The 14,698-nt window shown below is 42.2% G+C and carries 12 protein-coding genes; 2 read left to right on the top strand and 10 right to left on the bottom strand.

The window, feature by feature from the left end; all coding sequences use genetic code 11:
- The first annotated feature begins 155 nt into the window (after positions 1–155).
- The gene (locus J6I68_RS03205; RefSeq protein ID WP_292217342.1) at positions 156–1,484 is read left to right on the top strand and encodes an MFS transporter; all 1,329 of its coding nucleotides are present in this window, start codon (positions 156–158) and stop codon (positions 1,482–1,484) included.
- Between the two features lie 69 nt (positions 1,485–1,553).
- Here the strand turns inward: J6I68_RS03205 and J6I68_RS03200 are convergent, their stop codons facing one another.
- From J6I68_RS03200 to pheA, 10 genes are all read right to left on the bottom strand, one after another.
- Positions 1,554–2,429, bottom strand: a complete 876-nt coding sequence (locus J6I68_RS03200) for a phosphoribosylaminoimidazolesuccinocarboxamide synthase (RefSeq protein WP_292217340.1) — start codon at positions 2,427–2,429, stop codon at positions 1,554–1,556.
- A gap of 32 nt (positions 2,430–2,461) precedes the next feature.
- Positions 2,462–4,102 (bottom strand): ABC-F family ATP-binding cassette domain-containing protein, encoded by a 1,641-nt coding sequence (locus J6I68_RS03195; RefSeq protein WP_292203341.1) that lies wholly within the window; start codon positions 4,100–4,102, stop codon positions 2,462–2,464.
- 162 nt (positions 4,103–4,264) lie between these two features.
- Positions 4,265–6,157: an EAL domain-containing protein gene (locus J6I68_RS03190; RefSeq protein WP_292217338.1), complete on the bottom strand. Its 1,893-nt coding sequence runs from the start codon at positions 6,155–6,157 to the stop codon at positions 4,265–4,267.
- A gap of 92 nt (positions 6,158–6,249) precedes the next feature.
- Entirely contained in the window at positions 6,250–6,849 is a 600-nt protein-coding gene (gene thrH / locus J6I68_RS03185) for a bifunctional phosphoserine phosphatase/homoserine phosphotransferase ThrH (RefSeq protein WP_292217336.1), read from the bottom strand.
- A 74-nt stretch (positions 6,850–6,923) separates the two neighbouring features.
- Entirely contained in the window at positions 6,924–7,736 is an 813-nt protein-coding gene (locus J6I68_RS03180) for a Cof-type HAD-IIB family hydrolase (RefSeq protein WP_292217333.1), read from the bottom strand.
- Between the two features lie 89 nt (positions 7,737–7,825).
- Positions 7,826–8,080, bottom strand: coding sequence for a glyoxalase (locus J6I68_RS03175; protein ID WP_292217330.1), 255 nt, complete (start codon positions 8,078–8,080; stop codon positions 7,826–7,828).
- A gap of 18 nt (positions 8,081–8,098) precedes the next feature.
- Positions 8,099–8,683 carry a Maf family protein gene (locus J6I68_RS03170; protein WP_292217329.1) on the bottom strand — a complete coding sequence of 195 codons (585 nt, stop codon included), beginning with the start codon at positions 8,681–8,683 and terminating at the stop codon, positions 8,099–8,101.
- A 19-nt stretch (positions 8,684–8,702) separates the two neighbouring features.
- Complete coding sequence (locus tag J6I68_RS03165) at positions 8,703–10,853, bottom strand: RNA degradosome polyphosphate kinase (RefSeq protein ID WP_292217327.1); 2,151 nt, start codon at positions 10,851–10,853, stop codon at positions 8,703–8,705.
- A 17-nt stretch (positions 10,854–10,870) separates the two neighbouring features.
- Complete coding sequence (locus J6I68_RS03160) at positions 10,871–12,418, bottom strand: Ppx/GppA phosphatase family protein (protein ID WP_292217324.1); 1,548 nt, start codon at positions 12,416–12,418, stop codon at positions 10,871–10,873.
- 20 nt (positions 12,419–12,438) lie between these two features.
- Positions 12,439–13,566, bottom strand: coding sequence for a prephenate dehydratase (gene pheA / locus J6I68_RS03155; RefSeq protein ID WP_292217323.1), 1,128 nt, complete (start codon positions 13,564–13,566; stop codon positions 12,439–12,441).
- Between the two features lie 106 nt (positions 13,567–13,672).
- On the opposite strand from pheA, the gene J6I68_RS03150 reads away from it, so the two are divergent.
- The gene (locus J6I68_RS03150) at positions 13,673–14,683 is read left to right on the top strand and encodes a DUF5050 domain-containing protein (RefSeq protein WP_292217322.1); all 1,011 of its coding nucleotides are present in this window, start codon (positions 13,673–13,675) and stop codon (positions 14,681–14,683) included.
- Positions 14,684–14,698: the final 15 nt, after the last annotated feature.

Below are 14,698 nucleotides of genomic sequence, written 5' to 3'. Positions count from 1 at the left end.
TTACATTGGTTTTTATTTTAACGCAACTAATAAAGCGCTTACATGTTATAAAAAAGTATTAAATCGAAGCTAATCTTTATTAAATGTAGCGAAAAATGTATAATATTCACATAGTATTAAACTATAAAACGTATGAAAAAAAGGGGCTTGGGGTTATGAAACTGAATTACAGACGTACTATCCTTATTGGACTTGCATTTCTTTCTATCACTGCCTTTTGGCAATTCTACGACAATGAGATTCCCAGAATTTTAAAATACACCTTTAACCTGGGCGAAACTGCAACCGGCGCCGTAATGGCAATGGACAATGTGTTTGCTCTGATACTTCTTCCCATGTTTGGAATCCTGTCCGACAAGCACGATGGGCCTTTTGGAAAAAGAATGCCCTTTATCGTCCTTGGAACCATTCTTTCTATAATACTGTTTCTTGTTCTCATGTTTGTTGCCAAGCCAAGTGGAAATATCATGTTTTTCTTCCTGGTACTACTGCTTCTTCTTGTTGCCATGGGAACCTACAGGTCTCCTGCAGTCTCTCTTATGCCAGACTTAACTCCCGCACCTCTTCGAAGCTCAGCTAACGCTGTCATCAACCTCATGGGCGCTCTTGGAGGAGTCTTTATCCTGGTTATGACAATGCTGGTCCTCAACAGACCAGAAGATCCTGCAGACACAGACTACACAAAGCTTGTACTTAGTCTTGTACTCTGCATGGCTGTTTCAATCGTGATCATGGTCTTTACCGTAAACGAAAAGAAGATCAAAAAGCAGATTGAAAAAGAAGGGGGGCTTAAATCCCTTGGCGATAAGATTGAATACGAAGAAGCAAAAGAGGAAACAAAGCAGGTTATTGCAAACAGAGAAAAACGCCTTCCACCTGATGTCATGAAGAGTCTTACTTTCCTTCTTATTTCAGTAGCATTCTGGTTCATGGCTTACAACGCTGTAACAACTGCCTTCACAAGATATGTCAGTGAAGTCTGGGGACCTGACGGAGGAAGCTATGCGGGAGCTTTAATGGTGGCAACTGTTGCTGCTGTCCTTAGCTACATTCCTATCGGAGTTCTTTCAAGTAAGCTTGGCAGAAAAAAAGTCATCCTCTCGGGAGTAGTACTAATGAGCGCCTGCTACCTTGGTATAGCCCTTATGGTCAATTACTCTCCGCTTCTTAATCTTTTCTTTGTACTCATCGGAATCGGATGGGCTGCCATCAACGTTAATTCCTACCCTATGGTAGTTGAAATGAGTAAGGCTGGAGACATTGGTAAATACACAGGAACCTACTACACCTTTTCAATGGCAGCCCAGGTGTTTACTCCTATACTTTCAGGACTTCTTCTTGAGAATATTTCTTACAGGACTCTTTTCCCATATGCCTTTGTATTCTCCACCCTTGCATTCTTCACAATGCTGATGGTAAGGCACGGTGATTCAAGGCCTGAAGCTAAAAAGAACCTTTTAGAGCACTTTGATGTAGATGACTAAATAGCAACACAAAGCGGTTTACATGTAAGAAACATGTAAACCGCTTTGTTTATCACCAAATAGTTTCTATCAAACCTCAAGCTCTTTTCCTGTAAGGAGCCTATATGCCTCGAGGTACTTGGCAATTGTCTTGTCAATGACATCCTGAGGAAGATCATAGTTGCAGTCTGGATTAGCCTTAAGGTAATCACGTACAAACTGCTTGTCAAAGGATGGCTGACCGTGGCCTGGCTCATATCCTTCTACAGGCCAGAAACGTGAGCTGTCAGGAGTGAGCATTTCATCACCAAGAACTACCTCGCCGTTTTCATCAACACCAAACTCAAATTTGGTATCAGCAATGATGATTCCCTTGGAAAGTGCATAGTCAGCACATTTCTTGTAAAGAGCTATTGTGTAGTCCCTTATCTTTTCAGCGTACTCTCTTCCCTTACCTGGGAACTCTTTTTCAAGAACTTCTACGCTTCTGTCAAAATCGATGTTCTCATCGTGATCACCGATCTCTGCCTTGGTGCTAGGTGTATAGATGGGCTGTGGAAGCTTGTCGCACTCCTTAAGTCCCTCAGGGAGCTTAATGCCGCAAACTGTTCCGTTCTCCTTGTAGCTGTTCCATCCACTTCCTGTAATATATCCGCGAACAATACATTCAACGGGGATCATAGTGAGCTTTTTGCAGAGCATACTGTTACCAGTAAACTGAGGGGTTCTGAAGAACTCTGGCATATCAGCGGTATCAACGCTTACCATGTGGTTTTTCACAATATCCTTAGTATAATCGAACCAAAATCTTGACATCTGAGTTAAAACTGAACCCTTTTTGGTTACCTTGTTCTTGAGGATAACATCAAAGGCTGAAATCCTGTCGGTGGCTACCATAATAAGGTTCTCACCTACATCGTAGATCTCTCTGACTTTTCCTTCTTTAACTGGTCTGTACTCCTGCATAATTACTCCTCCTTGTATATGAAATTAAATTATCAATCGTCCTCTTCTTCATCAGCTGCAGCAGTGTATACTGTACGCTTTCTTGCCATCTCATCGCTGTCGAGATACTCATCATAAGTAGATCTCTTATCAACCAGTGATCCGTCTGGAAGTATCTCCATGATCCTGTTGGCTGTAGTCTGTACAACCTGGTGGTCACGACATGCGAACAGCTCTACTCCTGGGAATTTGATCATTCCATCGTTGAGGGCTGAAATTGATTCCATATCCAAATGGTTAGTAGGCTCGTCAAAGATGAGGCAGTTAGCACCGCTTATCATCATCTTGGAGAGCATGCAACGTACTTTTTCTCCTCCGGAAAGAACCTTGACCTTCTTGATTCCGTCCTCTCCTGCAAAGAGCATACGTCCAAGGAAGCCTCTTACATAGGTAGCATCCTTGATCTCTGAGTAGCCTGTAAGCCACTCTGTTATATTGTAATCGTTGTCAAATTCTCTTGTGTTATCCTTGGGGAAGTAAGCCTGGGATGTTGTAACGCCCCACTTGTAGGTTCCCTCATCTGGCTCAAGCTCTCCCATAAGGATCTGGAAAAGAGTGGTCTTGGCAAGCTCATTGCCTCCAACAAAGGCAATCTTGTCATCATGCTGAACAACAAATGAGATGTTGTCCAAAACCTTCTCACCATTAACTGTCTTGGAAATTCCATCCACAGTAAGAACTTCGTTACCAATCTCTCTTTCCGGTCTAAAGTCAATGTATGGGTACTTTCTGCTTGAAGGCTTAATTGTATCAAGCTCGATCTTTTCAAGGGCTCTTTTTCTTGAAGTAGCCTGCTTACTCTTACTTGCGTTAGCGGAGAACCTTGCAATGAACTCTTTAAGTTCCTTGATCTGCTCCTCTTTCTTTTTATTAGCTTCCTTCATCTGACGGATCATCAGCTGACTGGACTCATACCAGAAGTCGTAGTTACCTGCATAAAGCTGGATCTTACCATAATCAATATCTGCTATATAAGTACATACCTTATTAAGGAAGTAACGGTCGTGGGATACAACTATGACTGTGTTGTCAAAGTTGATAAGGAACTCCTCGAGCCATGCAATAGCATCAAGGTCCAAGTGGTTTGTAGGCTCGTCCAAAAGAAGGATATCAGGATTACCGAAAAGAGCTCTGGCAAGAAGGACCTTGACCTTCTGTGCACCATCCAGTTCCTTCATATATTTACGGTGAAGCTCTGTCTCAATTCCAAGGCCATTAAGAAGGCTCTCAGCATCTGACTCAGCCTCCCATCCGTTCATCTCAGCAAATTCTGCCTCAAGGTCACTGACTCTTATTCCATCTTCGTCTGTGAAATCCTCTTTTGCATAGATGGCATCCTTTTCTCTCATTACTTCAAAGAGTCTTGCGTTGCCGCCCATAACTGTATCAAGGACTACTTCCTCATCATATTTAAAGTGGTCCTGCTCAAGGAATGAAAGTCTCTCGCCATCTGAGATAACAACATCTCCGTTTGTGGTCTCGATCTGTCCTGACAGGATCTTAAGAAAAGTTGACTTACCTGCGCCATTGGCACCAATAATACCGTAGCAGTTACCAGGTGTAAACTTGATATTAACATCTTCAAAAAGAGCCTTTTTACCAACTCTCAAAGTTACATTATTTGCACTGATCATTTATAAAACCTCATATAAAAAACTATTCTTTGCAACAGTTCGTATTATATTGGATAGCCAGATAAAATGCAACGGCTTTACACACAAAATGACAAGACACGGGGACGGTTCTTTTGACTTATTGTGCACAACAAGTCAAAAGAACCGTCCCCGTGTCTTGTCTCAAACTGAATATTTGGATAGGAACTCATTCATTGGAAGAGGTTTCGAATAATAGTAGCCCTGGAGGTAGTCACAGCCCACACTCTTCATCATATCTGCCATTTTTTCGTCTTCAATTCCCTCAGCTGTAATGCCAAAGCCCATGCGCTTAAAGGTAACTATCAAATTAGGAAGGATTTCATCGGGTTCCTTACAGTAGTCCCATACAAGGCTCATATCAAGCTTTACATTGATAAATGGGCACTTCTTAAGTCTTACTGCCTTGGAATAGCCTGTTCCGTAATCATCAAGCGCGAACTTAAAGCCCTTTTCCCTCATGGAATTCATCTGTCTGTTTAAAAAGGCCTCATCGATCATAGATTCCTCAGTGATCTCCAAATGAATTAGAGCCGGATCCACTCCATGCTTTTTGGCGATGGCTGCATATCTGTCTGCAAGGTCCGTTTTAAGGAACTGTACCGGGGAAAGGTTGACGTTTATCCAGGAAAGATGCGTCTTTTCCAAGTCACCCTGCTCTATAAACTGGCAGGTCTTTTCAAAGACCTGTTCTCCCAGTCGGTTTATTCTGCCATTTTTCTCTGCAAGTGGTATAAACAATCCAGGAGGAATGAGGTTATCCTTTTCATCCCTTATCCTGCAGAGAGCTTCTGCCCCTGCAAGCTTATTTCTTTTTGCATCAAAAAGTGGCTGGAAAAAGACTTCTACCTTGTCATTGTCAACAGCGCTCTCCAGGTATCTCTTTACTACATTTTCTTCCTCTTTGTTCTTGAGCTCAGCATCAGTATAAACAAGGACGTCATCGCTAGATAGATTATCAACCTTATCAAATGCAAATATTAGAGAATTTAGAAGAGAGTCCGCAGACACCACTCTGTTGCCCAGTTCCACGTAAACGATCCCAACCTCCAGATAAAGCTCAAGATCATCACCAAGCCAGGGCTTTTCAAATCTGTTTTTGATGTCTGTGATATGCTGTTCAAAATCCATATCATTATTTCCAAGGAGGATGAAGCTTCCTTTTCTGTAATAGAAAGTATTAAGGTCCTTAAAGCTTTGTGTCAGATATCTGCTGATAAGCACAATACCTTCATCCATCTGCCTTCCGCCATAGATATCTCGCATATCCTGATAGTTCTTTACAACAACGCTAATTATCTTGTGATGAAGCCTGCCATTATTTTCATCAATATAATCCCTGAAAGCAGTACTATTAAAAACAGATCCCCTTGGTTCTATGTAAAACTCAGGATTTTCAGTAGCAAGGTAAATGATAAGTACTGCTATGAGACAGAAAGTGTCCATCAAAAGAACATGGGGCATGATCTTTCGCAGTATAATGCCTATAGTAAGTACTATTACAAAGGAAACCATAGCCAGATAATGGCGACTTCTTTTTATCCTGTGCTTAAATCTGATAACAATGATGTAACAGAGTATCAAATAATATGCATACACAAAATAAACAAGATTGTATAATGGACCGCTTTGATACTCTCCTGATCTAACTGAATAGATAAGTCCTGTCCAGGGGCTTGTCACAGCAATCAGAAAAGAAAAAACAAATGGAATATTGATTATTAATGTCTTTATATCATTCTTTTCAGAAATAAGCTTGAAATAACTTGCCGTAAAATAGAATAATGCCAGTGCCCTTGCAAAAAACATCGCAAAGTAACTGGCATTTAAAAAGTCCACCAAAATAAGTGGCAGATCGCTGATATGGTTATCTGCCCAGCTAGATATGATATCCAGTGAAATAACAAGGCTTTCAACTATCAGTATCAAAACGAAGTACACGTTTCTTCTGATAGTCAGTCTTGGTAAGGAAAAATAAAAGCATAGTACTATAAAGATAATAATAAAACTAGGAATCGCAAAGCCAAAATCCCACATGAACTGTCCTCAGCTTTCTGGGCTAGGTCGCTAGTTATATTAATTGTCACATACTATGTGTACATATGCAATTAAATTTTACATTTAATCGATTATAATTGTTCTTTTATAGCATTAAGAAGGTCACTATATTCTTCAAATGCAGGAATATCTGGATAATCAGCCTTGATCTTGTCAGTAGATCTGAAAAGAAATCCCGCCTTGGAAGCCTGTATCATGGCAAGGTCGTTGTAGCTGTCACCACTTGCGATAGTCTCATAGCCGATAGACTGAAGAGCCTTTACTGTGGTGAGTTTGGAGTTTTCTATCCTCATCTTAAAGCCAGTGATCTCTCCGCTTTCTGCCACCTCAAGAGAATTGCAGAAAATAGTTGGCCAGCCAAGCTTCTCCATAAGAGGTGTAGCAAACTGGGTAAAGGTATCACTTATGATGATGACCTGGGTAAGGCTCCTTAGCTCATCCAGAAACTCTTTTGCACCTGGAAGGGGATCAATCTTAGCAATAGTGTCCTGGATCTCCTTAAGTCCAAGGCCATGCTCCTTCAAAATTCCAAGCCTCCATCTCATGAGCTTGTCGTAATCAGGTTCATCCCTGGTGGTTCTCTTAAGCTCAGGAATACCACTTGCCTCTGAAAATGCGATCCAGATTTCTGGAACAAGAACGCCTTCAAGATCTAAACATACTATATTCATAAAAAGTCTCCTCGTAACGTAATTTAAGTGTTCGAATTAGTTTAGCACATTAAAGCGCCATAGACAATATCATTTTAATCTATTGCCCCTAAGATAAATTCTGCAAGGCCATCGTGGTCATTGTCATAGGTTGTGATCACATCAGCGCTCTTCTTTACAAGATCCGTACCATTTACCATGGCGATGCCACAGCCTGCAGCTTTTATCATAGAGATATCATTCTGCTCATCTCCAGCTGCGTAAGTATCTTTTATATCAACTGAAAGAATTTCAGCAAGTCTTTTAACTGCGCTGCCCTTACCTGCTTCAGAAGGGAATATCTCAAGGTAGTATGGATTTGAATAAAGAAGTGTCAGCTTATCTCCCACCATATCCTGAAGGGCACATCTAAACCGCTCCTGCTTTTCATGATCATGAAGCTCAATACAGATCATCTTTGAAGGAGGCTCTTTTACGTCCTTAAGGACATCTGTTGTAATAAGAAGCGGAGTCTTTATGACCCTTCTGTAGTACTTCATGCACTCGTTGTCATGTCTTGATACAATATGATCCTCGTTGTAGGTGTGACAGTGGACATCATATTCTTCAGCAAGATCTAGTATCCTTGGCACAAGCTCAAGGGGCACTCCGATCTTAAAGACATACCTGTCTTCATCGACGCTATAGATCTCAGTCCCGTTTGACCCGCACAAAAAGCTTCCCTTAAAATCAAGACCAAGGCCGTCATACACCGCCTTGGCACTGTCTATAGCCCTTCCTGTATTTATGCAAAAATAGTTTCCCGCGTCAGTGAACTTCTTTAAAGCATCAAGGGTTTTTAAAGAAATCTTCTTATCAGTAGTAAGCAAAGTTCCATCAAGATCAAAGAAAAAGATTTTCCTTCCCATTTCATCTCCTTATTTGCAAAAATATAGAGCCCAAAGTCACCTTCGGGCTCTCTTAACATACCATATTTATCTGCATCTTGGCAAAATAGTCATCCCTCAACTATAAGGTATCTGCCATCGCCTATATCAAAAACTTCGTCAGCGTCCAGAACGTTGTCACCTTCTGTATCAACGCCTGTCTCCTCAAAGTATTCCTCAACTTCATCAACACCATCCACCACTACGGCCATGCAGTCCTCAAGGAAAGCCTCAGCTTCCTCCATATTCTCAGCTACATCCTCAGGAAACAGCTGCCCCTGATTTTCTAAAAAACATTTAAGAACCGCTTCATCATATTCGTGCATAAAAGCCTCCTTAAATCATCAAAGAAGTGAATGGTTTTTTAATTCCTGATAAAGTCTTGCTACAGGAAGTCCCATTACGTTGTAGTAATCGCCCTCAATTCCTGTAATATACCTGGCAAACAGTCCCTGTATCCCGTAGGCACCAGCCTTATCAAGGGGCTCGCCTGTTGCCACGTAGTCATTTATCTCATCCTCAGAAAGCTCTGCTACATGGACCTTGGTCTGTTCACTAAAGGTAAATGATCTCTCTTTTCCATCCTCTGAGTAAAAAACAGTGACTCCGGAATATACATCGTGATCATTACCTGATAAAAGAGAAACCATCCTTGCAGCATCAGCCTCGGCCACAGGCTTACCAAGTATCTTATGATTATATGATACAACGGTGTCCGAACCGATTACAACAAGTTGATCCTCCCTATCCGTTAAAATTTTATGAAATATTTCAGAAGCTTTCTGAAAAGAGAGTTCTTCAACTACTTCATAAGGAAGTACCTTACCAGTCTTCTCCTCTGAAGCTGCAGGTATTATCTCAAATTCCGGAATTATCTTCCCCAAAAGCTCCTTCCTTCTTGGGGATCCGGATGCAAGTACGTATTTCATATCTGTCTCCAAATGCTATTTATTCCTTTGCCTCAGGGCTCATCTCAGGTATGAACACGCGGCTTATGGAAGCATCAAACTTCCTGGTCAAAGAAGCAGCCTCTTCGCCAAAGATCTTCTGGGAATTGATCTTCTCGCCGTCCTTGGCTTCTTTCTTTACATAGACGCCCTTGTTGTTCATGACATGGGCCTTTTCTGTGTCTTTAAGCTCTGTGTCCAGAATGTTCCACAGTTTGTCGCAAAGCACCTTATCTTCCACTGGGAAAAGAATCTCAACCCTCCGCTCAAGATTTCTTGGCATCCAGTCGGCGCTGCTTGCGTAAAACTCAGGGCTTCCACCATTTTCAAAATAGAATATCCTGCTGTGTTCAAGGAAGTTACCAACGATGGACCTTACTGTGATGTTCTCAGAAACTCCCGGAACTCCTGCTCTAAGACAGCATATTCCACGGACTATAAGGTCTACCTTAACTCCTGCGCAGCTGGCCTTATACAGCTCAGCAATTACATCTTTGTGACAGATGGCGTTCATTTTCGCAACTATCCTTGCACTCTCACCAGCTCTTGCATGGTCAGCTTCGCGCCTTATAAGGTAAATTATCCTGTCCTTAAGCCACAAAGGTGCCAGAGAAAGCTTGTTCCAGCCAAGGGGCTCTGAATAGCCAGATAGCATGTTGAACACAGCTGTTGCATCCTCACCAATTGCTGGAGAACAGGTAAACAGACCAACATCAGTGTACTGCTTGGCTGTGGAATCATTGTAGTTACCGGTACCAAGGTGAACATAGCGCATGATGCCATCTTCCTGGCGCCTTACCACAAGAGTTATCTTACAGTGGGTCTTAAGGCCCACAAGACCGTAGATAACGTGGCAGCCAGCTTTTTCAAGCATCTTGGCCCATACGATATTGTTTTCCTCATCAAATCTTGCCTTTAACTCTACAAGAACAGTTACCTGCTTGCCATTGTCAGCAGCCTTGGCAAGGGCAGCGATGATGGGTGAATTACCACTTACCCTGTAAAGAGTTTGCTTGATAGCAAGGACATTGGGGTCAACAGCCGCGGTCTCTACAAACTTAACTACATTTTCAAAGGTCTGGTATGGGTGATGCATAAGTACATCCCCCTTCTGGATCACATCAAAAATGTTCTCACCGCTCTCAAACTCCGGAACAGGCTGAGGCTCCCGGTAGCTGTGCTCTTTTAAGTGGTCAAAGCCCTCCAGCTTATACATCTTGAAAAGAAATGTCAGATCCAGCGGACCATCCACCATATAAATCTCGTTATCTTCTACAGAAAGCTCATCAGCAATGAACTTAAGGAGCTTTTTATCTATACCCTTTGGAACCTCAAGCCTTATGGCCTGGCCCCACTGACGACGCTTTATCTGCTTTTCGATCTCTTTTAAAAGATCCTCAGCCTCGTCCTCGTCTATAGAAAGATCGGCATTACGGCCAACTCTGTAGGCTGCACTTGTGATTATATCGTAGTTAAGGAACAGCTTTTGCATGTTTCTCTTAATAATCTGCTCAAGGAAGATTATCTTTCTTGGGCAGATGCCATTGTCCTCGCAGGGAATTTCCAATACCCTTGGCAGAACATCAGGAACCTGAACTGTGGCAAAATCGACATCGTCCTTGCCCTCCTTCTTTTTAAGAAGAGCACCGATGTTTAATGACTTGTTTCTTATAAGAGGAAATGGCCTTGAGGAATCCACCGCCATAGGAGTAAGAACAGGATACACGTACTCATCAAAATACCTGTCCACATACTCAAGGTCCTTGTCTGAAAGGTCCATTCCATCAGTGATCTTAAGACGATTTTCAAGTAGCGCTGGAACCAGCTGCTTGTTGTAGATCTGGTACTGCTTGTCCACAAACTTATGGACCTCTGACAGTACAGCCTCAAGCTGCTCAGAAGGCGTCATTCCTGCAATATCAGGCTTTTTGTAGTCTGCGTTTATCATATCCTTCAGGGAAGCTACCCTGACCATGAAAAACTCATCCAGGTTGCTGGCTGATATACTAAGGAATTTAAGCCTCTCAAACAAAGGATTGCTCTCATCCTCTGCTTCAGAGCGCACTCTCTCATTGAACTGCAGCCAGCTGAGCTCTCTGTTTATATATAGTTCCGGTCTGTCAAAATCAGCTTGTTTTTTACCTTTATCCATAGTAACCCCTCAAATTTTCAGATCATCTTCTTTTGTTTGATGACAGGTTTTATTCCAAATACTTCCTCAAAGAACTGTGCCCTGTTGGTGAAAAGACCTTTTTCCAGGGTAATGTCGTCTCTTGTATCGATGTTTATTATAAGTTCTCTGTCCTTGACTGTGACCTTGACGTCTTTGAATTTCTGTTTGTGAGTCCTGTCAAGGCTGTTAGCAACCCTAAGGATAGCCGTGAGCTTGGCAACCACAAGATACTCCTCAAAGGACAACCCTTCCAGATACTGACTGCCCTCTCCGTAATGGTCAAAGAGCTCGTGGTTGTACCTTACAACATTGGCAACAATGGCCCTCTCCTTGTGGGACAGTCCAATTATCTCAGTGGACATTATTATGTTAAAAGAGCAGTCTCCAAGATTTATCATACTTATATACTTGCCACAGTCATGGAGCATTGTGGCAACCTGTAAAAGGAGCCTTTCTCTTTTGGACAGTCCATGTATCTTTTTGGTGTTGTCAAATATCTCCGATGCAATCTTCCATAGAGTCTCACGCCTTGATTTACTGCCCATATAGCGCTTTGATATGTTCTGGGCACAGGAGATGATATCATGTTCAAAGTCATGCGGCGCCTTGATGAAGTTCTTTTTCTCAGCGTACTCATAAGCTATACCGTCGCAGAGTGTAACGCCCGGAGCCCAGATACTCTCTGCCTTGGTAAGATCAATGATACACTTGATAAGAATTCCTGAAACGTACAAAAGAGGAATGTTCTCTTCTGGCATATCAAGCTTTTTAGCAACGGAAGCTGCATTGGCATCGCTGGCCCTTTCAAGGATACTCTTATACTCTGTGCTGGTTATAAAGCCCTCCATTTCAGTATCGGACTTGAGTTTCCTTACTACAGGGGAAACATAGTCATCAATTATTATAAGGTTCTCAATCTTCCTGTCCTTTAAGTACATCTTGGAAAAGACAGCAAGCTGTGATCCCACAAGCTCTGATATGAGCTCAAAATATCTGTTTCTTGTGGCGTGTACTGTCTGCATTATAGCGTGAAGCCTAAGCACACCGGTCTTAAGGTTCTGGGTGGCTATAAGGGCATCCTTCTCAAATAGAGAGATCTGGATACTGCCACCGCCAATATCGATTATGGCTGTGGGGCGCTTGATGACTTCCTGGAACTGCTCATTTTTAAGGGCGATAGATTTGTAATCAAGGAACCTCTGCTCAGAGTTACTAAGAACATCAATCTGTATATGGGTTCTCTGTCTTATAAGCTCCTGAAGTACCACAATGTCCCTGGTCTCCCTGATGGCACTTGTTCCATATGCCTTATAATGAGTAGCTCCGTAGGTCTTCATGATCTGACGGAACTCAGTTAAGATCCTCATCATCTCTTCGACATGGCGGGATCCAATCTTACCAGTTGCATAGGTTTCAGAGCCCAGATCCATTCTGTGCCTTACATGATCAAGTTCTTTTACCCCGCGCTTATCTGACAGCTCAAAGATCTTAAGAGCCATCTCATATGAACCTACATCAATTGCAGCAAATACTTCTCCAGTCATAGCCGCTCCTTTTAGGGTTATCAGTAATTACCCAGGATTTTCATCATTTTAGCCTCTTCTCTAAGGCCTCTTAACGCATTTTTAACGCTGCTGTCCTCTAAACTGCCCTCAAAATCAATAAAGAACCTGTACTCCCAGTTTCTGTCCTCTATTGGCCTTGATTCGATCCCGGTCATGTTGAGGTTGTTATAGATAAAGTGTGACATTATATGATAAAGAGCTCCAGGCTCATGAGATATTTCAAGACAGAGGCTTATCTTTTTTGCCCCCTCCAAAAATACCTTTCTTGATGTCACAACGATAAATCTTGTGGAATTTGACTCCGCCTGATTGATGCCCTCTTTTATTATTTCAAGTCCGTAAACTTTTGCAGCTCTCTTACTTGCAATTGCAGCCTGCGTCTTGTCGCCATCTTCTGAAACCTTTCTTGCAGCAAAGGCATTGTTCTTCATGCTGATCTGCTCGATCTGGCTGTTCTCTGTAAGGAATCTCTGGGACTGCATAAGAGACTGGGGATGGGAATAAACAGTTTTGATGTCTGAAAGCGTCGCTCCCTTTACTCCCATGAGGCAGTGCCTGATATCTATTATCTGCTCTCCTACAATGTAGCTCTCGTACTCTGTAAGAAGATCATATACTTCATTTACAATGCCAGCTGTGGAGTTCTCAATCGGAAGAACTGCGTAGTCTGCGCTTCCCTCCTCCAAAGCTCCAAAGGCATCTCTGAACGTATCTACATGAAAAGAGTGAACGTTCTCCCCAAAGAACTTTACCGTAGCCTCTTCTGAATAGGCTCCCTCTGCTCCCTGATAGCACACCCTTGCACTTTCCTTATCAAGGCTCTTAACAGGAATAAATGGCAGGCGAAGTGAAGCTCCCTCCTGGGATAGCTTCTGATACTGGAGCTTACGGCTCATGGACATGATCTGGGAAAAGAGCTCCTCTATGCCGATACTGTTAAACTCAGAATGGGCAAGGCTCTTTACTGCCTGGATCTTTTCTTTTTCCCTCTCCTTGTCAAATACCTTTTTTCCATTTGCTATCTTATAATCTGCAATTGCAGAAGATACCTCCATCCTCTGTTCATACAGTTCTACAATCTGCGAATCTATGCGGTCTATTTCTCCTCGAAGCTGTGATAAATCCATTGTTGCCAGAATCTCCTTGTGCTTTAATCTACTCAATTAATGATAAACGAAATATTTCTTGATAGCAAGAACAGCCATGGATATAATGGTTAATGGAGGGACTAGGATGAATAAGAAATTTATTGTGGTATTTATACTTATACTTCTTGCTTTTGCCGGGTTTACCACCTACTATTTTCTTGATAAGGCAGTTCCCTTAAATCCCGATGCTGTTGGCAATTCTGCCGGCAATCTCCACAACAACGGATTATTTTTTGAAATGGATGGCAAGGTCTATTTTGCCAATGCTTCTGACAATAACTGTCTCTATTCCATGAATGCGGATGAATCAAAGCCCAAGCGTCTCACAACCATGGGTGCCAAGTATATTAACGGCGCAGATGGTTTCATTTATTTTTATATGGATTCAACCTCCAAATCTTCCAAGGTAAAGGGCCTTGGAGCTGCTACCAATCAGTTTGGTATCTACAGATGCAAGGCCAACGGCAGCGATCAGACCTGTATGCTCAGAGACTTTTGTGGAGAGCTGGCCCTTTGCGGTGAGTACCTCTATTTCCAGTTAAAAACAGGTGGCGGATCCCTCAACAAGATGAAGGTCAGTAAATCAGATCCTATCCAGGTAACAGATGAGCTTGTTTCTCCCTTCTGCTACGACAACGGACTTATTTTCTTTACCGGTGTAAACAGCGACCACAATCTTCACTACCTTGATACCAGAACTGGTGATACCCAGAGCACTTTCCTTAGTGGTAACTATTTCTTTCCAGTAGTTCAGGATGGTTATATATACTATATGAATGGCGATTCCAATTACAGTATCTGGAGAGCCAGCCTTTCAACTGGTGTTCCTGAACTTGTTACTTCAGACAGAGCTGACTGTTTTACTCTGGATCACAACCATATTTACTATTCATTTTCAAATGCAGATGCACCATCTCTTAGAAGATGTAACCTTGACGGATCTGACAAGGTCATCCTTTTCAATGGCATTACCAACAGTCTTAACTTAACTTCAAGGTATCTGTATTTTAAAGTATTTGGAGATGACACTCTTTATTACCACATGCCGCTTGATGGTTCAGCTGCACCATCTCCTTTTATAGTTTCTACAAAATAGTTAAAAGGCGCGTAT

The organism is Butyrivibrio sp., from assembly GCF_017940685.1.
GTDB lineage: Bacteria > Bacillota > Clostridia > Lachnospirales > Lachnospiraceae > Butyrivibrio.
The sequence above is the reverse complement of the archived record's forward strand: the minus strand, read 5'-3'. Positions and strand labels throughout refer to the sequence as shown.

Coding starts and splice junctions, on each gene's coding strand:
- J6I68_RS03205 (WP_292217342.1), top strand. CDS start 156: ATGAAACTGAATTACAGACGTACTATCCTTATTGGACTTGCATTTCTT.
- J6I68_RS03200 (WP_292217340.1), bottom strand. CDS start 2,429: ATGCAGGAGTACAGACCAGTTAAAGAAGGAAAAGTCAGAGAGATCTAC.
- J6I68_RS03195 (WP_292203341.1), bottom strand. CDS start 4,102: ATGATCAGTGCAAATAATGTAACTTTGAGAGTTGGTAAAAAGGCTCTT.
- J6I68_RS03190 (WP_292217338.1), bottom strand. CDS start 6,157: ATGTGGGATTTTGGCTTTGCGATTCCTAGTTTTATTATTATCTTTATA.
- thrH (WP_292217336.1), bottom strand. CDS start 6,849: ATGAATATAGTATGTTTAGATCTTGAAGGCGTTCTTGTTCCAGAAATC.
- J6I68_RS03180 (WP_292217333.1), bottom strand. CDS start 7,736: ATGGGAAGGAAAATCTTTTTCTTTGATCTTGATGGAACTTTGCTTACT.
- J6I68_RS03175 (WP_292217330.1), bottom strand. CDS start 8,080: ATGCACGAATATGATGAAGCGGTTCTTAAATGTTTTTTAGAAAATCAG.
- J6I68_RS03170 (WP_292217329.1), bottom strand. CDS start 8,683: ATGAAATACGTACTTGCATCCGGATCCCCAAGAAGGAAGGAGCTTTTG.
- J6I68_RS03165 (WP_292217327.1), bottom strand. CDS start 10,853: ATGGATAAAGGTAAAAAACAAGCTGATTTTGACAGACCGGAACTATAT.
- J6I68_RS03160 (WP_292217324.1), bottom strand. CDS start 12,418: ATGACTGGAGAAGTATTTGCTGCAATTGATGTAGGTTCATATGAGATG.
- pheA (WP_292217323.1), bottom strand. CDS start 13,566: ATGGATTTATCACAGCTTCGAGGAGAAATAGACCGCATAGATTCGCAG.
- J6I68_RS03150 (WP_292217322.1), top strand. CDS start 13,673: ATGAATAAGAAATTTATTGTGGTATTTATACTTATACTTCTTGCTTTT.